The sequence below is a fragment of the Streptomyces sp. Q6 genome (assembly GCF_036967205.1).
Taxonomy (GTDB): domain Bacteria; phylum Actinomycetota; class Actinomycetes; order Streptomycetales; family Streptomycetaceae; genus Streptomyces; species Streptomyces citrinus.
The window spans coordinates 4,313,003-4,331,035 of record NZ_CP146022.1 but is presented as its reverse complement, the minus strand read 5'-3'; the positions used below and the strand labels follow the sequence as shown (position 1 = coordinate 4,331,035).

The 18,033-nt window shown below is 68.0% G+C and carries 16 protein-coding genes, 1 tRNA gene and 1 pseudogene; 8 read left to right on the top strand and 10 right to left on the bottom strand.

The features are described from left to right. Positions 1-7 precede the first annotated feature (7 nt). The 4 genes from V2W30_RS20255 (at position 8) to V2W30_RS20240 (ending at position 6,294) form a co-directional block, all read left to right on the top strand. Entirely contained in the window at positions 8-1,444 is a 1,437-nt protein-coding gene (locus V2W30_RS20255) for an FtsW/RodA/SpoVE family cell cycle protein (RefSeq protein ID WP_338698445.1), read from the top strand. Then, on the top strand, positions 1,441-2,901 hold the full coding sequence (locus tag V2W30_RS20250; RefSeq protein WP_338698443.1) for a penicillin-binding protein 2: 1,461 nt from the start codon (positions 1,441-1,443) through the stop codon (positions 2,899-2,901). Before V2W30_RS20255 ends, V2W30_RS20250 begins: the two co-directional genes overlap by 4 nt. A gap of 204 nt (positions 2,902-3,105) precedes the next feature. Next, positions 3,106-5,106, top strand: a complete 2,001-nt coding sequence (pknB, locus tag V2W30_RS20245) for a Stk1 family PASTA domain-containing Ser/Thr kinase (protein ID WP_338698441.1) — start codon at positions 3,106-3,108, stop codon at positions 5,104-5,106. A 153-nt stretch (positions 5,107-5,259) separates the two neighbouring features. Beyond that, the gene (locus tag V2W30_RS20240) at positions 5,260-6,294 is read left to right on the top strand and encodes a restriction endonuclease (protein WP_338698439.1); all 1,035 of its coding nucleotides are present in this window, start codon (positions 5,260-5,262) and stop codon (positions 6,292-6,294) included. Positions 6,295-6,380: 86 nt separating this feature from the next. Here the strand turns inward: V2W30_RS20240 and V2W30_RS20235 are convergent, their stop codons facing one another. The 6 genes and pseudogenes from V2W30_RS20235 to V2W30_RS20210 all read right to left on the bottom strand — a co-directional run bounded on the left by V2W30_RS20235 (position 6,381) and on the right by V2W30_RS20210 (position 10,722). After that, positions 6,381-7,115 (bottom strand): class E sortase, encoded by a 735-nt coding sequence (locus tag V2W30_RS20235; protein WP_338698437.1) that lies wholly within the window; start codon positions 7,113-7,115, stop codon positions 6,381-6,383. A 48-nt stretch (positions 7,116-7,163) separates the two neighbouring features. Continuing rightward, positions 7,164-8,389 (bottom strand): annotated as a pseudogene (locus V2W30_RS20230) (class E sortase). After that, entirely contained in the window at positions 8,386-9,024 is a 639-nt protein-coding gene (locus V2W30_RS20225) for an aminodeoxychorismate/anthranilate synthase component II (RefSeq protein WP_338698435.1), read from the bottom strand. Before V2W30_RS20225 ends, V2W30_RS20230 begins: the two are co-directional and overlap by 4 nt. Continuing rightward, on the bottom strand, positions 9,021-9,200 hold the full coding sequence (locus V2W30_RS20220; protein WP_338703953.1) for a hypothetical protein: 180 nt from the start codon (positions 9,198-9,200) through the stop codon (positions 9,021-9,023). Before V2W30_RS20220 ends, V2W30_RS20225 begins: the two co-directional genes overlap by 4 nt. Positions 9,201-9,222: 22 nt before the next feature. Beyond that, positions 9,223-9,927: a class E sortase gene (locus tag V2W30_RS20215; RefSeq protein ID WP_338698433.1), complete on the bottom strand. Its 705-nt coding sequence runs from the start codon at positions 9,925-9,927 to the stop codon at positions 9,223-9,225. Between the two features lie 36 nt (positions 9,928-9,963). Next, on the bottom strand, positions 9,964-10,722 hold the full coding sequence (locus V2W30_RS20210) for a DUF881 domain-containing protein (protein ID WP_338698432.1): 759 nt from the start codon (positions 10,720-10,722) through the stop codon (positions 9,964-9,966). Between the two features lie 154 nt (positions 10,723-10,876). Between V2W30_RS20210 and crgA the strand changes: the two genes are divergently transcribed. Beyond that, complete coding sequence (gene crgA / locus V2W30_RS20205; protein WP_338698430.1) at positions 10,877-11,134, top strand: cell division protein CrgA; 258 nt, start codon at positions 10,877-10,879, stop codon at positions 11,132-11,134. Between the two features lie 277 nt (positions 11,135-11,411). Here the strand turns inward: crgA and V2W30_RS20200 are convergent, their stop codons facing one another. Together V2W30_RS20200 and V2W30_RS20195 are read right to left on the bottom strand one after the other, a co-directional pair. Next, positions 11,412-12,308, bottom strand: a complete 897-nt coding sequence (locus tag V2W30_RS20200; protein WP_338698428.1) for a rhomboid family intramembrane serine protease — start codon at positions 12,306-12,308, stop codon at positions 11,412-11,414. 139 nt (positions 12,309-12,447) lie between these two features. Continuing rightward, a complete protein-coding gene (locus V2W30_RS20195; RefSeq protein WP_338698427.1) occupies positions 12,448-12,975 on the bottom strand; it encodes a peptidylprolyl isomerase in 528 nt (175 codons plus the stop codon). 282 nt (positions 12,976-13,257) lie between these two features. Here V2W30_RS20195 and V2W30_RS20190 point away from each other — a divergent pair, with 282 nt between their 5' ends. Continuing rightward, the gene (locus tag V2W30_RS20190; RefSeq protein WP_338703701.1) at positions 13,258-13,962 is read left to right on the top strand and encodes a DUF5324 family protein; all 705 of its coding nucleotides are present in this window, start codon (positions 13,258-13,260) and stop codon (positions 13,960-13,962) included. 82 nt (positions 13,963-14,044) lie between these two features. On the opposite strand, the gene V2W30_RS20185 is transcribed toward V2W30_RS20190, so the two are convergent. Further along, a tRNA-Ala gene (locus V2W30_RS20185) sits at positions 14,045-14,117 on the bottom strand. Between the two features lie 184 nt (positions 14,118-14,301). Between V2W30_RS20185 and V2W30_RS20180 the strand changes: the two genes are divergently transcribed. Further along, a complete protein-coding gene (locus V2W30_RS20180; RefSeq protein ID WP_338698426.1) occupies positions 14,302-14,850 on the top strand; it encodes a DNA-binding protein in 549 nt (182 codons plus the stop codon). A 117-nt stretch (positions 14,851-14,967) separates the two neighbouring features. Next, a complete protein-coding gene (locus V2W30_RS20175) occupies positions 14,968-16,413 on the top strand; it encodes a serine/threonine-protein kinase (protein WP_338698425.1) in 1,446 nt (481 codons plus the stop codon). Between the two features lie 49 nt (positions 16,414-16,462). Here the strand turns inward: V2W30_RS20175 and V2W30_RS20170 are convergent, their stop codons facing one another. Next, positions 16,463-17,911 (bottom strand): hypothetical protein, encoded by a 1,449-nt coding sequence (locus V2W30_RS20170; protein ID WP_338698424.1) that lies wholly within the window; start codon positions 17,909-17,911, stop codon positions 16,463-16,465. Between the last annotated feature and the right edge of the window lie 122 nt (positions 17,912-18,033).

Sequence of the window (18,033 nt, the reverse complement as noted above, 5' to 3'; positions counted from 1 at the left end):
GCACGCCATGAGCAGTCTCAGCAGCAGTTCCACGACCCATACGTCGACCATCGGAGCGATCGGAGCACCGAGCCGGCGCAACACCGAGCTGGCCTTGCTCGTGTTCGCCGTGGTCATCCCGGTGTTCGCGTACGCCAATGTCGGCCTCGCCCTCAACGGCGAGCTGCCCACCGGCATCCTCGGCTACGGCCTGGGGCTCGGCCTGCTCGCAGGCGTCGCCCACATCGTCGTCCGCAGATTCGCCGCGTACGCGGACCCGCTGCTGCTGCCGCTGGCCACCCTCCTCAACGGCCTCGGCCTCGTCGTCATCTGGCGGCTCGACCAGTCCGAACTGCTCCAGTCGATCGGCCAGGCCGGCAGCGCCGCACCCAAGCAGCTGCTCTACACCGCCATCGGCATCGCGCTGTTCATCATCGTGCTGCTGTTCCTCAAGGACCACCGCGTCCTCCAGCGCTACACCTACATCTCCATGCTCGGCGCGATCGTCCTGCTGCTCCTGCCGCTGGTCCCCGGCCTCGGCGTGAACCTGTACGGCGCCAAGATCTGGATCCACATCGGCTCGTTCTCCATCCAGCCCGGCGAGTTCGCGAAGATCGTTCTCGCGATCTTCTTCGCCGGCTACCTGATGGTGAAGCGGGACGCCCTCGCGCTCGCCTCGCGCCGCTTCATGGGCCTCTACCTGCCGCGCGGCCGCGACCTCGGACCGATCCTCGTCGTCTGGGCGATCTCGATCCTCATCCTCGTCTTCGAGACCGACCTCGGTACGTCGCTGCTGTTCTTCGGAATGTTCGTCATCATGCTGTACGTCGCCACCGAGCGGACCAGCTGGATCGTCTTCGGTCTGCTGATGTCCGCGGTCGGCGCCGTCGGCGTGGCCAGCTTCGAACCGCACATCCAGCAGCGCGTCGACGCCTGGCTCGACCCGATGAAGGAGTACACGCTCTCCCGCGCGGGCGTCGCCGGCCACTCCGAGCAGGCCATGCAGGCCCTGTGGGCGTTCGGCTCCGGCGGCACCCTCGGCACCGGCTGGGGCCAGGGCCACTCCGAACTCATCCGCTTCGCCGCCAACTCCGACTTCATCCTCGCCACCTTCGGCGAAGAGCTCGGCCTGGCCGGCCTGATGGCACTGCTGCTGATCTACGCGTTGATCGTCGAGCGCGGCGTACGCACCGCCCTCGCCGCCCGCGACCCCTTCGGCAAGCTCCTCGCCATCGGCCTGTCCGGCGCCTTCGCCCTCCAGGTCTTCGTCGTCGCCGGCGGCGTCATGGGGCTCATCCCGCTCACCGGTATGACGATGCCCTTCCTCGCGTACGGCGGATCCTCCGTCATCGCCAACTGGGCGCTCATCGGCATCCTGATCAGGATCAGCGACACCGCGCGCCGACCCGCGCCCAGCCCCACGCCCAGCCCCGACGCCGAGATGACCCAGGTGGTCCGACCGTGAACAAGCCCCTGCGCCGCATCGCGATCTTCTGCGGACTCCTGGTCCTGACCCTCCTGATCCGCGACAACTGGCTCCAGTACGTCAAGGCCGACGACCTCGCCTCCGACGACAACAACCGCCGCGTCACCATCGCCCGGTACTCCACACCGCGCGGCGACATCATCGTCGACGGCAAGTCGATCACCGGCTCCAAGGCGACCTCCGGCACCGACCTCAAGTACAAGCGGACCTGGAAGAACGGGCCCATGTGGTCGCCCGTCACCGGCTACGCCTCACAGACCGTCGGCGCCAGCCAGATCGAGTCCATCGAGGACGGCATCCTCACCGGCAACGACGACCGGCTCTTCTTCCGCAACACCCTGGACATGGTCACGGGCAAGAAGAAGGAGGGCGGCAACGTCGTCACCACCCTCAACGCCAAGGCACAGCAGGCCGCCTACGACGGCCTGAAGAACCGCGGCAAGGGTGCCGTCGCCGCCATCGAGCCGTCCACCGGCAAGATCCTCGCGCTCGCCTCCACCCCCTCGTACGACCCCTCGGTCTTCGCCGGCAACTCCACCAAGGAAGGCGAGACGTTCGCGAAGCTCGACAAGGACAAGGACAAGCCGCTCCTCAACCGGGCGCTGCGCGAGACCTATCCGCCGGGCTCCACCTTCAAGCTGGTCACCGCCGCGGCCGCCCTGGAGAGCGGGAAGGTCACCGACCCGGACGCCAAGACGGACTCCCCGGTGCCGTTCATCATGAAGAACACCAGGACGGAGCTGAAGAACGAGGGCGCCATCCAGTGCGAGAACGTGTCCCTGCGTGAGGCGCTGCGCGTCTCCTGCAACTCCGTGTTCGGCAAGCTCGGCCAGGACATGGGCGTGGACACGATGCGCGAGGAGGCCGAGAAGTTCGGCTTCAACGAGGAACAGTTCGTCCCGGTCCGCGCCAACGCCTCCGTGTTCTCCAAGGACATGGACCCCTCGCAGACCGCCCTCTCCTCCATCGGCCAGTACAACACCGCGGCCACCCCGCTCCAGATGGCCATGGTCGCCTCCGCGATCGCCAACGACGGCACCCTCATGAAGCCGTACATGGTCGACGAGCTCAAGGCCTCGAACCTCGACACGATCGAGAAGACCAAGCCCGAGGAACTGAGCAAGCCGCTCTCCGAGGAGAACGCACAGCGGCTCCAGTCGATGATGGAGACCGTCGTCAACGACGGCACCGGCCAGAACGCCCGCATCCCCAACGTCACCGTCGGCGGCAAGACCGGTACCGCCCAGCACGGCGTCGACAACAGCGAGAAGCCCTACGCCTGGTTCGTCTCCTACGCGAAGACGACCTCCGGGTCCCCGGTCGCCGTCGCCGTCGTCGTCGAGGACGGCAGCGCCAACCGTGACGACATCTCCGGTGGCGGCCTCGCCGCCCCGATCGCCAAGAGCGTGATGCAGGCGGTCATCAACAGCAAGTAGGGACGGACGGGGACCGGGTTCATCGCTTCTTGTGAGCCCGGTCACCCGTTCTTCACATAGACGCACGTGGCGATACCGGTCCTGTCACGGCTCCCGGTGGTGGCCAGGTCACGCTGGGCAAGGCGGGTACGGTATGCCCGGACAGCACACCGCCCGACCCCGCACGGGACGGTCGGGACCGACGGAGAGGGCTGGTAGGTAACCATGGAAGAGCCGCGTCGCCTCGGCGGCCGGTACGAGCTGGGCCAGGTGCTCGGCCGTGGTGGCATGGCCGAGGTCTACCTCGCGCACGACACCCGGCTCGGCCGCACCGTGGCGGTGAAGACGCTGCGCGTCGACCTCGCGCGCGACCCGTCGTTCCAGGCCCGGTTCCGCCGGGAGGCCCAGTCGGCCGCCTCGCTCAACCATCCCGCGATCGTGGCGGTCTACGACACGGGCGAGGACTACGTCGACCAGGTCTCCATCCCGTACATCGTGATGGAGTACGTCGACGGCTCCACACTCCGCGAGCTCCTGCACAGCGGCCGCAAACTGCTGCCCGAGCGCGCCATGGAGATGACCGTCGGCATCCTCCAGGCCCTCGAATACTCGCACCGCGCCGGCATCGTCCACCGCGACATCAAGCCCGCCAACGTCATGCTGACCCGCACCGGCCAGGTCAAGGTCATGGACTTCGGCATCGCCCGCGCCATGGGCGACGCCGGCATGACCATGACGCAGACCGCCGCGGTCATCGGCACCGCCCAGTACCTCTCGCCCGAGCAGGCCAAGGGCGAACAGGTCGACGCCCGCTCCGACCTGTACTCCACGGGCTGCCTGCTCTACGAACTCCTCACCGTCCGGCCGCCGTTCGTCGGCGACTCCCCGGTCGCGGTCGCCTACCAGCACGTACGGGAAGAGGCCCAGCCTCCCTCGGTCTTCGACCAGGAGATCACGCCCGAGATGGACGCCATCGTCCTCAAGGCGCTCACCAAGGACCCCGACTACCGCTACCAGTCGGCCGACGAGATGCGCGCCGACATCGAGGCCTGCCTCGACGGCCAGCCCGTCGCCGCCACCGCCGCCATGGGCGCGGTCGGCTACGGCGGCCAGCCCGGCTACGACGCCGACCAGCAGACAGCGATGCTGCGCCCCCAGAACGGCGCCCAGCAGACCTCGATGCTGCCCCCGGTCAACCCCGACGACGGCGGCTACGGCTACGACGACCGCCTCGACCGGCGCCGCCAGGGCAAGAACAACACCTCGACGATCCTGCTCGTCGTCGCCGGCGTCCTCGTCCTCGTCGGAGCGATCCTGATCGGCAAGTGGGTCTTCAGCGGCAACAACAGCGACGACGACAAGGTCACCGTGCCGAGCCTGGCCGGCCTGACGTTCGAAGCCGCCCAGCAGAAAGCCGACAACGTCGACCTGAAGGTCGTACGCGGCGAGAGCATGCCCTGCGAGGACCAGCCCGCCAAGCACGTCTGCGAGCAGGACCCCGAGAACGGCAAGATCGACAAGAACGACACGATCACCGTCCGCATGTCCACCGGCGCCCCCAAGGTCGCCATCCCCGACGTGACGGGCCTCTCCTACGACGCCGCCGTCTCGGAGCTCAACGACAAGGGCTTCAAGAACATCACCAAGAAGACCGAGGAGTCGGACCGCAGCGCGGGCAAGGTCATCGACCAGGACCCCGAGGGCGACACCAAGGTCGAGACCGGCACCGAGATCACCCTGACCGTCGCCAAGAAGAAGGCGACCGTCGACGTCCCCGACGTCTCCGGCGGCAACCTCACCTGCGAACAGGCCACACAGCAACTCCAGGCGAGCAACCTGAAGGCCAGCTGCACCGAGGTGGAGAACGCCGACGCCACCGCCGGAATGGTCTTCGAGCAGAACCTCGAAGCGGGCAGCCAGGCCGACCCCGGCTCCACCGTCCAGCTCAAGGTCGCCAAGGCAGCCGCGCAGACGCCCGTACCGAGCGTCGTCGGCCAGACCGTGAAGGACGCGAAGAAGATCCTTCAGCAAGCCGGCTTCAAGAACGTCCAGTTCGCCGACGGCAGCGACCAGAGCGACCAGGCCCGAGTCCTCACCCAGGACCCGGCCGCCAACACCCCGTCCGACCCGGCGGGGACCACGGTCACCCTGACCACCGTCAACACCGGCGGGAACAACAACGGCGGCAACGACAACGGCGGCCTCTTCGGAGGCCTCGGCGGCTGACGCCACAGCACCACCGCACATGAAGGAGCCCCGGCCCCCGCAAGGGACCGGGGCTCCCCGCTTGTCCGGACGCCCGTACGGACATCGCACGTAACTTCATATAACCCGATCCGTTATCCGGACACGACACGTTCCCCAGCGGAAGGAACTCCCGTGATCGACGAATCGGCCCTCCTCGAATCGAAGACCCTGCGCCACGGCGTACTCGACCGCACCGACGCACTCGACAAGGTCAAAGCCCTGTCACTGCTCCCCGACGGCATGCACGTGACGACGGCGATGGTGGCGTCGTACTTCGAGGTCACCGAGCGCGCCATCAACCGACTCTCACAACGCCACCGGACCGAACTGGCGGCCAACGGCCTGCGCATCCTGCGCGGCGACGACCTCGCTCGCTTCAAGGGAGACACCCTGTCTCCCTGTCCCGACACTTATCCACAGCCCCGGACCAGCCTCGCCGTATGGTCCCGCCGCGCCGTCCTCAACGTCGCCATGCTGCTCCGCGACAGCCCCGTGGCCCGCCAGATCCGTACCTACCTCCTCGACATGGAATACGCGGCACGCACCCAGCCGCCCGTCCCCGCCCCGGCACCCGCACCCGACCTCCAGGCAATCGACGACCGCATCGGCCACATCCTCGGCAAGACCGTCGTCCCCCTCTTCAACACCCTCATCGCGACCGCCGGCGAACACCGCCAGGAACTCATCGCCCTCCGCGCGGACATCGAGAACGTCGAACGACGACTGAGCTGGCACCACCGACGCGTCAGCGCCCTCGAAGGCGAGACATCCACCGACGCCGTACGCACCTCACTCCAGGCCCTCACCTGGCAGGCCTTCGAACGCCACGTCGCCGACCTGCTGCGCCGCGACGGCTGCACCGACGTCACCGTCCGCAAGGCCCGCACGGACCGCGGCATCGACATCACCGCAACCACCACGAGCGGACGCACCGTCGCCGTCCAGTGCAAGAACCACACCGGCCGGGCCCGCGTCTCCAGCGCCGACCTGCAGAAGTTCGCCGGAGCCGCCAAAGCGGTCGACACCGCCGACATCGCCCTGTTCGTCGCCACCTGCCCCTTCACCCTCGAAGCCCAGGCCATCGCCCGGCTGAGCGGCATCATCCTCATCGACCGCGACGAACTCGAGGCATGGACCGCCGGAGCCCGCCTCAAAAACCTGCGCTGACCCCGCCCGCACACGACAAGGCCCGAAGTCGCAAGAGCAAGTTGCGGCTTCGGGCCTCACGCAGTCTACGGGCGACAGCCCACGCCCTACCGGAGTTCCTTCGGAAGCGTGCGCTCGCTGTCCACCTTCTCGACCCGCTCCAGCTCGCCCCACACCACATACCGGTAGCGCGAGGTGTAGACAGGCGTACAGGTCGTCAGGGTGATGTACTTCCCGGCCTTCTTGACCCCCGACTCCTTCGGAATCCGGTCCAGGACGTCCACGTTGTACTTCGAGGTCTCCGGGAGGATGTCGTAGACCTTGTAGACGTACCAGTCGTCCTTCGACTCGAAGACGATCGGATCGCCCTTCTTGATCTTGTCGATGTTGTGGAACTTGGCACCGTGCCCGTCCCGGTGCGCGGCCAGCGTGAAGTTGCCGTCCTTGCCGGTGGTCGGCAGCGTCGCCTTCACCGGATCCGTGTAATAGCCGGCCACACCGTCGTTGAGGATCTTCGACGACGTGCCCTTCTCCACCAGGACCTCGCCCTTGCTCATCGCCGGCACGTGCAGGAACCCGATGCCGTCCTTCGTGTCCAGCGCGCCGGGACCGTCGTCCTGCGTCCAGTGGTCACGCACCTTGTCGCCCTGCTTGTCCGCCGCACGATCGGCGACCACATTCGTCCACCACAGCGAATACACGACGAACAGACCGAGGATCAGACCCGCGGTGATGAGCAGCTCACCGAAGACACTGACAGCCGTCGCGATCTTCCCGCGACGGGGCGGAGGCGAGGGGGCCTTCGGTGCGGCCTCTTCCTCGTGGTCGGTCGTCGCTGCCACTGCGTGTTGCCCCGTCCCTGTGCCGTACTGCCCGCTGCCGGTGGTCGCTTACTCGACGAGCGCGTCCGGCTTCCCCTTGCTGCGCGGCCGCTCCTCGACCATCTTGCCCCAGACGATCATTCGATACGTACTGGTGAATTCCGGCGTACAGGTCGTCAGAGTGATGTAACGACCCGCCTTGGCGAATCCGGAACCCGCGGGAACCGGGTTGATCACCGAGGTGTTCGACGGCGACGTCTGCGGCAGGATGCTCGACATCTTGTACACGTAGTACGTGTCCTGCGTCTCGACGACGATCGGATCGCCCGGCGCGAGGCGATTGATGTAACGGAACGGCTCACCATGGGTGTTGCGATGCCCCGCGAGCGCGAAGTTCCCCTTCTTCGCATCCGGCATCGCGGTCGGAATGCTGTCCTTGTCGTAGTGCCCGACCATCCCCTTGTCGAGCACCTTCGTCTTGCTGATGCCCTCGGCGATCGGCACGACGACATCCAGCTTCGGAATGTAGAGAATCGCGAAGCCCTGACCGGGCTCGAACGTCCCGGGCTTGCCCTTGCCGCTCGCCCAGTCGTCCTCAAGATGGTGCCGGGCACTGCCCGCCAGATTGTGGGCCCGTATGTTCGACCACCAGAGCTGGTAGGTCACGAACAACAGCATCAACACCCCGATGCTGATGAAGACTTCACCGACCGCGCGACTCGCGACCACCCCCGCGGACGGCTTCGCCGCACGCGCCGCCCGCCGCGCCTCGACCCGCGACAGCGGCCGCCCGTCACCACTCCCGCTCCCGGCCTGCGCGGACTCCGCATGCCGCCCCCACCGCCCCGCTTGGCGGCCCTACGACGCTCCGCCCTGCCCCCGGTGACCACCGCCGCCACGGGCTCGCCGCCCGGCTCGACACCGGCTATTCGACGGGTGTCCGCGGTCCGCAGCGCGACCGTCTCGTCGTCCCGCACCGGCACATTGGGCCGAACGGGCTGCCCCGCCCGCGCAGACTCCCGCACCGGCTGCTCCACAGGCTCCTGAAGGGCCTGCCGCGCGGACTCCCGCCCCGACCCCGCACCCCCCGCGTACCAGTCCTGCGCGTAGCCCTCCGGGTCGTACCACTCAGGCTCCGGCTCGACCCGCCCCGGCGGCTCAGGAACCGCACCCTCCGCCCGGAACCACGGAGAAGGATGCTGCCCCGGCAACGGATCGTTCAACGGATCGTCGAGCCGGCCCACAGCCTCCTCGAACCCCCCGGCGCCATCCTGTTCGGGGCGCAGCGCGGTCACGCCGAGGCCCTGCCCACGACCGGCGCCAGCCCCGCCGATCTGGCCACCGCACCCGCGTCACCACACTCCACGAGCCAGTTCGCCAACATCAGATGCCCATGCTCCGTGAGCACCGACTCCGGATGGAACTGAACACCCTCCACCGGCAACTCCCGATGCCGCAGCCCCATGATGATCCCGTCCTCGGTCCGCGCCGTGACCTCCAACGCATCCGGAACGGTCCCCGGCTCCGCCGCCAACGAGTGATAGCGCGTCGCGGTGAACGGATCGGGCAACCCCGCGAAGACACCCTTGCCCTCATGCCGCACCAACGACGTCTTGCCGTGCAGCAACTCCGGCGCCCGGTCCACCACACCCCCGTACGCGACCTGCATCGACTGCATACCGAGACACACGCCGAAGACCGGCACACCCGTCGCAGCACAGTGCCGCACCATCTCGATACAGACACCCGCCTGCTCCGGAGCCCCCGGCCCCGGGCTGAGCAGCGCCCCGTCGAAACCGTCCTGCGCATGCGAGGTCGTCACCTCGTCATTGCGCAACACCTCACACTCCGCACCCAGCTGATACAGGTACTGAACGAGGTTGAAAACGAAGCTGTCGTAGTTGTCGACAACAAGAATGCGCGCGCTCACTGGCCGTCCACCGTCACATCGTTGAAGGGGAGCAGCGGCTCGGCCCACGGAAAGACGTACTGGAAGAGGACGTACACGACAGCAAGGACCAGCAGCAGCGAAATCAGTGCCCTCACCCACGCGTTCCCCGGCAGATGCCGCCAGATCCAGCCGTACATGCCGGTCGCTCCCTCCACACTGTCTGCGTACGCCACCAGACTAACGGCGCAACGCCTCCGGTTTCCCGGCCTCCACAGGCTGAGTGGAATCAAGGTGCGCCCAGACGATCAACCGATGACTGTGCCCCCACTCCGGCTCACACGTCGTCAGCGTCAAATAGCGGCCCGGCCCCGCGTACCCGGACTTGCGCGGCACCGGATCGATGACCGCCACATCACTCGGCACCGTCCTGTACGGCTTCGTGTCGATGACGTACGTGAACCAGCTCGTCCCATCCGTCAGCACCACCGGATCACCCGGCCGCAGCCTCGGAAAGTCCTTGAACGGATCGCCGTACGTCCGCCGGTGCCCCGCCACCGCGAAGTTCCCCCTCTGCCCGAGCTGCGCCGTACCGGCGTAATGCCCGAGCCCCTTCTTCAGGGTCCCGACCTTCGTGCCCTCCAGCACCGGCTTGTTCCACGTGAAACCAAGCCGCGGGATGTACATCACGGCGAAGGGCTTCCCGTCCTCGTACACGGGCGGCTTCGGCGGCGACGTCCGCATCTCGTCCGGCCCGTCCGGCCCGTCCGGCCCGGCACTGGCCACCGGCCGCTTCGCCCACTGCTCCTGAAGGGCATCGATCTGACGGTCCATCGCACCGTCGGCCTTCACCCCGGTCCAGAACAGCACGTACACGACGAACAACACGATCAGGGCGCCGACGGTGATGCACAGCTCGCTGAACGTCCGGACGACGACTCGCACCGACACCCCCCGGTGTCCACGGGTGACTTCTGGCGGCTACTGCGTGGGCTTCGCGTAGTGGAGATCCACTGTGCCCGAGTAACCGGGAAGAGTCACCGCCCCGTCCTCCTCGACTTTCCAGCCGAGCCCGTACGCGTTCACGTACAGCATGTAGTTCTGGATCTCCGGCGACGCCGCGACGGCCTTCTGCAACGCCTCCGGATCCCCGACCGCGGTGATCTTGTACGGCGGCGAGTAGACCCGGCCCTGAAGGATCAGGGTGTTGCCCACACAGCGCACGGCGGACGTGGAGATCAGCCGCTGGTCCATGACCTTGATGCCCTTGGCACCGCCCTGCCACAGAGCGTTCACCACCGCCTGGAGGTCCTGCTGGTGGATGACGAGGTCATTGGGCTGCGGCTCCGGATAGCCGGGCAGCTTCGCCACGGCGTTCGGCGGAGCGTCGTCCAGCGTCACCGAGACGCCCTGCCCCTTGAGCTTCTTCGTCCCCGACGCCTCTTCGAGCCGGTCGAGCTTCTCGTCCTCGGCCTTCGTCGACCCGTCGTCCCGCTCGGCGAACGCCTCGACATCACCGCGGACCCCGCTGTTCGCCTCTTCCAGTTCCTTGTTCTTGTGGCTCCGCTCCTGAATGAGGTCGGAGAGCTTCAGAAGAGACGCATCCGTACGGATATTGGTGCCCTTGGCCGTATTGAAACTGGTGAAGAAGATGAGCCCCGCGAGGGCGAAAACGCCCACAGTGAGCAGGCGCACAGGCCGGAAGCGCCCGCTCTTGTCAGGGTCGGCAGAATTGCTCAACGTACCCTTATCTCCTTCGACGCCGCGGAAGCACTACGCTAACGGACGCCCGGGGGAGCACCAGGTTTCCCCAGAACTTCCCCTTGTACGCTGCTCCGGAGCCAGCCCACGTTCCCCTGCGCGGCCACGCAGCGCATCGACAGGAGAGACCCTCGTGCCGAAGTCACGTATCCGCAAGAAGGCCGATTACACGCCGCCGCCCGCCTCGAAGCAGGCAGCCAATATCAAGCTGACCAACCGCGGCTGGGTGGCCCCGGTGATGCTCGCGATGTTCCTCATCGGGCTCGCCTGGATCGTGGTCTTCTACGTGACGGACGGATCCCTGCCGCTCGACTCCCTCGGCAACTGGAACATCGTGGTGGGCTTCGGCTTCATCGCCGCCGGCTTCGGTGTCTCCACGCAGTGGAAGTGACCCGGAAAGCAGCCGGGTCAGCAGCTCTGCCCCAAGCTATCCACTGAGTTATCCACAGCACTTTCCACAGTGTGCAAAAGGTCGCATGATCTGTGGATAACCCACTCGGTGTTGACGCCGGTGTGACCGGTCAGGTCACGCTCGACCATCTGTTCGCCCCTTGCCCTTCCTGGGAAAACCCAGGTCAGCGACAAGGGGCACAGTTGTTCCCGACAGCATGCACAAGATCCGGCACCCTCTGTGGACAACGTCGGTCGACATCGGTGGAGAACCGGGCTCAAGTGAGCTGCGCGGTCCGCACGACGACCATGACGATCACGGCGAGCAGCACCACGGCACAGGTCCCGTACTGCACGAGGGCGCGGCGCTCGCGGGGGGCGTGGACCATGGCGTACCCGACGACGAGCCCGGCGACCAGGCCGCCGATGTGGGCCTCCCACGCGATGTTGGACCAGCCGAACGTGAAGATCAGGTTGATCACGAGCAGGGCGATGACCGGTCGCATGTCGTAGTTGAGGCGGCGCAGCAGGACGGCCGTCGCGCCGAAGAGTCCGAAGATCGCGCCGGAGGCGCCGAGCGAGGGCTGGTTCGGTGCGGCGAGCAGGTAGGTCAGGGCGCTGCCCGCGAGTCCGGAGACGAAGTAGAGCGCGAGGTAGCGGGCGCGGCCGAGGGCGGCTTCCAGTGGGCCGCCGATCCACCACAGGCTGAGCATGTTGAAGGCGAGGTGGATGTAGCCGCCGTGCAGGAACATGGCGGTGATCAGGCGGTACCACTGGCCTTCGGCGACGCCTTGGGGTCCGCCGAGTTGGGGGACCCAGGCCAGGCCCAGCATGTCGAAGCGGTCGGTGAAGCGGTCGCCGATCGAGAGCTGTACCAGGAAGGCGGCCAGGCACAGGCCGATGAGGGTCTTGGTGACGAGCCGGGGGTCGGCCGCGACGGTTCCTCCGGCGAGGGTCCGCGGCTGGTTGGCGGTGGGTGCGTGTCCCGTTCCCGAACCGCCCCGCACGCAGTCCGGGCATTGGAATCCGACGGACGCGCTGACCATGCATTCGGGGCAGATGGGCCGCTCGCAGCGGGTGCAGCGGACGCCGGTCGGCCGGTCGGGGTGCCGGTGGCAGCCGGGCAGGCCCTGGGCGTCCTGTGGTTCCTGCGGGTTGCCGGGCGCCTGGTCCATGACGGTCGTCCCCTCGGGTGGAGCGGTGTCGTACGTCTGTGTACGCGGTGGTCGGCGCCGCGTGGACAACGCGTCGCCCCGCCCATCCTTACGGACGAGCGGGGCGAAATGGTTCCCTCGGGCCCTCGACGGGTCCGGTCTAGCGGGTCTGGACGATCACGGACTCGATGACCACGTCGTTGACGGGGCGGTCGGTGCGCGGGTTGGTGGGTGCGGTCGCGATGGCGTCGACGACCTTCTGGCTGGCGTCGTCGACGACCTCGCCGAAGATGGTGTGCTTGCGGGTCAGCCAGGCGGTGGGCGAGACGGTGATGAAGAACTGGGAGCCGTTCGTGCCCGGGCCGGCGTTGGCCATGGCCAGGAGGTACGGCTTGGTGAAGGCGAGGTCGGGGTGGAACTCGTCCTCGAACTGGTAGCCGGGGCCGCCGGTGCCGTTTCCGAGCGGGTCGCCGCCCTGGATCATGAAGCCGCCGATGACCCGGTGGAAGACCGTGCCGTCGTAGAGGGGGGTCGTGGTCTTCTCGCCGGACTCCGGGTTGGTCCACTCACGTTCGCCCTTGGCGAGCTCCACGAAGTTCTTGACCGTCTTGGGCGCGTGGTTCGGCAGCAGCCGGACCTCGATGTCTCCCTGGTTGGTCCTGAGAGTGGCGTACAGCTGCTCGGCCACGATCTGCCTTCCGTTGTCTTCTGTGCTCTCTCGATCCTCGCACGGTCCCGGGAGGGTCCAGGGGTTTCAGCAGCCGAAATCCGGTCTACTCGGTACCGAAGAGGCGCGCGCCGCCACGATCCGTGGCATTGTCGTCGCCAAGTCCCTTACCACCTGTTAGCCCCCTATTGAGGCCTACCGAGTCTTACTGAGTCTTAACACCGCATTGGCGCTTCCGGCAGGCATGATCCGTAAAAGGGTGGAAAGGTGAAAAACCTGTACGCCACCGAGGAGGAGGATCCCGTGACCCGCATCGACAGCGTGCGCGCCGCGACCAGCTCGGCGAAGGACAGCGTGCTGCACGCCGCGGAAGTGGTGGCGCCCTACGCCGAGACGGCCAAGGACCGGGCAGCTCTGTACGCGCATGAGGCTCGGGTCGCCCTCGGCCCGAAGGTCTCGCAGGCTGCCCAGCAGGCGCGCGTCCAGTACGGCGCTCATCTCGCTCCGCGTCTTGAGCAGGCACGCTCGCACGTTCCGCCGAAGGTCGATCACGCCGCGCACGAGGCGGCGGTCCGTACCCGTAAGGCCGCCCAGCAGGCTGCCGCGTATTCGAAGCCGCGTATCGAGCAGGCCGTGGCAGCGGCCGGTCCGGTGCGTGACGAAGCTGCGGCGCGTAGCGTCGCGGCGGTCGCGGCGCTGCGGGGGCAGGTCACCCCGAAGGAGATCCGGAAGCTGGCTCGCAAGCATCAGCGCCGGGCACGTGTCGGTCGGCTCGCTAAGGGGCTGGCGGTCGTCGGTGTCCTGGCGGGTGGTGCGTTCGCCGCGTGGAAGTGGTGGGACAAGCAGGCCAATCCGGACTGGTTGGTCGAGCCGCCGGCCGCGACCGAGGTTCCCGACAGTGCTCCGTTGACCTCGGTCGACGGGAGTGCTCAGGCGGCTCTCGATCCGGAGGTGCAGGCCAAGCAGGCGGAGGCCGAGGCGGACAGCGGTTCGGAGGAGAAGCGCTGACGCTGGTCCTTCGTCCGTGTGAGCAGTGGTACGACGAAGCCCCTCCGGCCAGGGTGAACCTGGCGGGAGGGGCTTCGGTGCGTGGAGCCTAGGGGAGTCGAACCCCTGACATCTGCCATGCAAAGACAGCGCTCTACCAACTGAGCTAAGGCCCCGAAAATGGCGCGTCCGCCGGAAGAATCGTGTTCCGGTCGTGCACCGCAGACCAGAGTACCGGGTCATCCCCCGGATCCCGCAAAAGGATTGGGGGTCCCGGCGGGCGACCACTCTCCGTAAGATGCCCCACGGTGCTTCGCGGCAGCGAAGGCGCCGTACTTGGGGAAGCGATGGGGAGACGCAATGGACGCCGCACAGCAGGAAGCTACCGCGAGAGCACGGGAGCTCCAGCGGAACTGGTACGGGGAGCCGCTGGGGGCGCTCTTCCGTCGGCTGATCGAGGACCTCGGCCTCAATCAGGCCCGCTTGGCGGGTGTGCTCGGCTTGTCCGCGCCCATGTTGTCCCAGTTGATGAGTGGCCAGCGGGCCAAGATCGGTAACCCTGCGGTGGTGCAGCGGGTGCAGTTGTTGCAGGACCTGGCGGGGCAGGTCGCGGACGGCAGTGTGAGTGCGGCCGAGGCCACGGAGCGCATGGACGAGATCAAGAAGTCGCAGGGTGGGTCGGTGCTCACCAACACCGGTCAGACGTCGACGAGTTCGGGTGCTCCGACGGTGAAGCGTGTGGTGCGTGAGATCCAGTCGCTGTTGCGGTCCGTGTCGGCGGCGGGCGACATCATCGAGGCGGCGGACTCTCTCGCCCCGTCGCACCCGGAGCTGGCAGAGTTCCTCCGGGTGTACGGCGCGGGGCGGACGTCCGACGCGGTCGCCCATTACCAGGCGCACCAGAGCTGACGGGCTTTGTGGCCGCTGCCGCCGGTGGAGGGCGGCGGTGGCCGTGGGGCGTACCTCGGGCGGTGTCCGGAGGGGGCCTTTGGCATCGCGGGCCCGGGAGGGGAGCGACGCACGACCATGGGTGAGGTCTTCGCCGGCCGGTACGAACTGGCCGACCCGATCGGTCGCGGGGGAGTGGGCGCGGTGTGGCGTGCCTGGGACCACCGTCGCCGCCGTTATGTCGCGGCCAAGGTGCTTCAGCAGAGCGATGCGCACACGCTGCTTCGTTTTGTGCGGGAGCAGGCGCTGCGTATCGATCATCCGCATGTGCTGGCGCCGGCGAGCTGGGCCGCGGACGACGACAAGGTCCTGTTCACCATGGATCTGGTGGCGGGTGGTTCGCTGGCTCATCTGATCGGCGATTATGGTCCGCTGCCTCCGCAGTTCGTGTGTGTGCTGCTGGATCAGTTGCTTTCCGGGCTCGCGGCTGTGCATGCCGAGGGTGTGGTGCATCGCGACATCAAGCCCGCGAACATTCTTCTGGAGGCGACCAGTACGCGGCTGCCGCATCTGCGGGTGTCGGACTTCGGCATCTCGATGCGTAAGGGTGAGCCGCGGCTGACGGAGACCAACTATGTGGTGGGGACGCCCGGTTATTTCGCGCCGGAGCAGGCGATGGGCGCGGAGCCGGACTTTCCGGCGGATCTCTTCGCGGCGGGTCTGGTCGCGTTGTATCTCCTGGAGGGTGCCAAGCCGGATGCCAAGTCGCTGATCGAGCACTTCGCGGAGCATGGCACGCCGAGCGCTCCGCAGGGTGTTCCCGGTCCGCTCTGGGGCGTTCTCGCGGGTTTGTTGCAGCCTGATCCCGAGGCTCGTTTCCGTACGGCGACGGGGGCTCGCAAGGCGCTGCTGGCCGCCGCGGAGCTGCTGCCTGAGCCGGGCCCGGACGACGAGTTGATCGAGGTGTTCGATCAGCTCGGCCCGTTGCCGCCGGGGTTCGGGCCGAACGGTCCGGCGACCCGCGGCCGCAGGGCTCGCCCCTTGCACTCCACCGGCCCGGCCGAGTCCCCCACGCCGCCCACCGTGCCCGAACCCGCCCCGCACCTGGAGCGAGAGCCGCACCCGCAGTCGCAGCGGAGCCCAGAACCACAGCCAGCACCGGCACCGGCACCGGCACCAGAGCGAGAACCAACACCCCCACCATCGGCACCATCATCGATGCCGCCACCGGCATCGGCACCGACTCCCCACCCCGCGATGTCGGAGACGGGTAGCTTCCATCTCCCCCCGCCCGCGCCGGCCCCCGACATCCGCTTCGCGACCCCACCACCGCTGCCTCCCCCCGTACCGCCGATGCCGGCGGTCGTCCTTCCTCCGCATGTGGCCCCCGCTGCCCACGCCGTGACGACGGTGGTTCCCCACGAACCCGTACCGGATCGTCACTCTCTGTACGCACTGCGACGCGGAGAGGTTCCCGACCGGCGCCGGACATCGCCGGGACCACCCCCACGGGTGACGATCCCGGTGCTGCTCCTCGCGCTGGTGTGCTTCACGGTCGGCATCTGGGCACTCACGCAGGCGTGAAGTCTGGGCACTCACCCGGGCGTCAAAGGGGCCCCGCCCCTCACGCCGGTCACCCGCGCAGGCGTCGCACCGCGACCAGGCGCCACGCCGCGAGCCACAGCAGCAACGCCGTTCCCGTCCCGACTCCGGCCACGCCCAGCAGTGTCATCGCCGCACTCCCGGACGAGGCGGAAGCGGTTCCTCCGGAGGCCGAGGAGCCGCCGCCGGTAGAGGAACCCGAGGAAGAGGCGGAGGGAGCGGCAGAGGAAGCGGACGAGCCGGAGCTGTCACCGGAGCCCGACGCGCCAGCTCCCCCGCTCCAGACGGCACCCCCTTCACCGTCCTCCGCGGCCTTCCGGTCGTCGGCCGTCACCTGGAACTCCCCCGGGTCCCGCACATAGTCGGGTGCCTTCTGGGGCTCCCCCTCCACGCCCACCCGGAGCGTCACGCCGGATTCCTTGTCGCCGTACTTCTGCGCCATCGCCGGGTTGAGGGTGACCTTGAGGTAGTACCAGCCGGCCAGCCGCATCGCGGATTCGTCGCCGCGCAGCAGGAAGCGGTTCTCGTACGCCACCGGTGGCAGCGGGTCGAGCGCGACGCCTGTCGGTTCACCGGCGTACGGGGCCTCTTTGGCGACGACCGTCGCCCGCGCCGGGTTGTACAGCTCGACGTCGAGCGCGCCGGGGACGAATCCGTTGCGGGCCGTGTCCTGCGCCGTACTGCCCAGATCGGTGCCGAGGAGGAGTTGCTGTCCCCAGTCCACGGGTACGCGGTAGAAGTGGCTCTGCCCCGGTCGGATCCGGTCCTGCCAGACGCCGGCGGTCAGTGCCTTCGCGTCGTTGAATCCGGTGCCGCCCCTGCGCAGCGTGCCCGTGCCGGACGGTGGCGGCACGGAGGCCGAGGGCCAGGTGTCGGGTCCTCGGGAGGGTGCGGCGGTGACGAGGCCGGGCTCGGTGGCCACATGCAGTTCGAGCCCCCAGGTCTGCCGTGTGGATTCTGCGTCGGTCTTGCGCTCCACGACCACGTAGTACGTGCCTGCCGTCTGGCAGTTCAGCCTGCCCGGTCGTACGAGCCGGGCTGCGGCGGCCGCGATCGGGCGGGGGTACGCGCCGGAGCGGAAGGTCGCGCGCTCGGAGTCGCAGCGGTTGCCGTTGCTGTCCTTGAGGACGACGGTGATCCCGTCCGCGTACGAGACCTTCGTCCCGGATCCGAGCGGGGGTACGGCGACGGCGGACACGTACGCGTTGGCGGCGCTGTCGAGCTCGACGCGGTAGTAGGCGGCGCCGCTCGGTCCCGTACCGATCGAGCTGCGGTACGTGCCGCCGACCTTCAACTCCGCCGCGTCGGTGCTGTTCCGTGCGGCTCGTACGTTCTGGGCGCTGTCGGCGTAGACGTACGGATCACTGTTCCCGGCCGCGACCGCGGGGCCGTGCGGAAGCAGTGCGGCGCACAGTCCCGCCCCGACGGTCGCCGCCACCAGTCGGGGGTCGCGCCGCCGTTCCGCCTTCAGCCGCCTCATGAGTCTCCCCATGGACCGTCATCCTGCCGTTCCGGTGCGCGCGTTGTCCGCCGTGCGTCGGAATCCCGCCATTCATTTGCTCACGCAAGGCCGGTCCGGGACGTGGTGCCGGTCCGGGACGT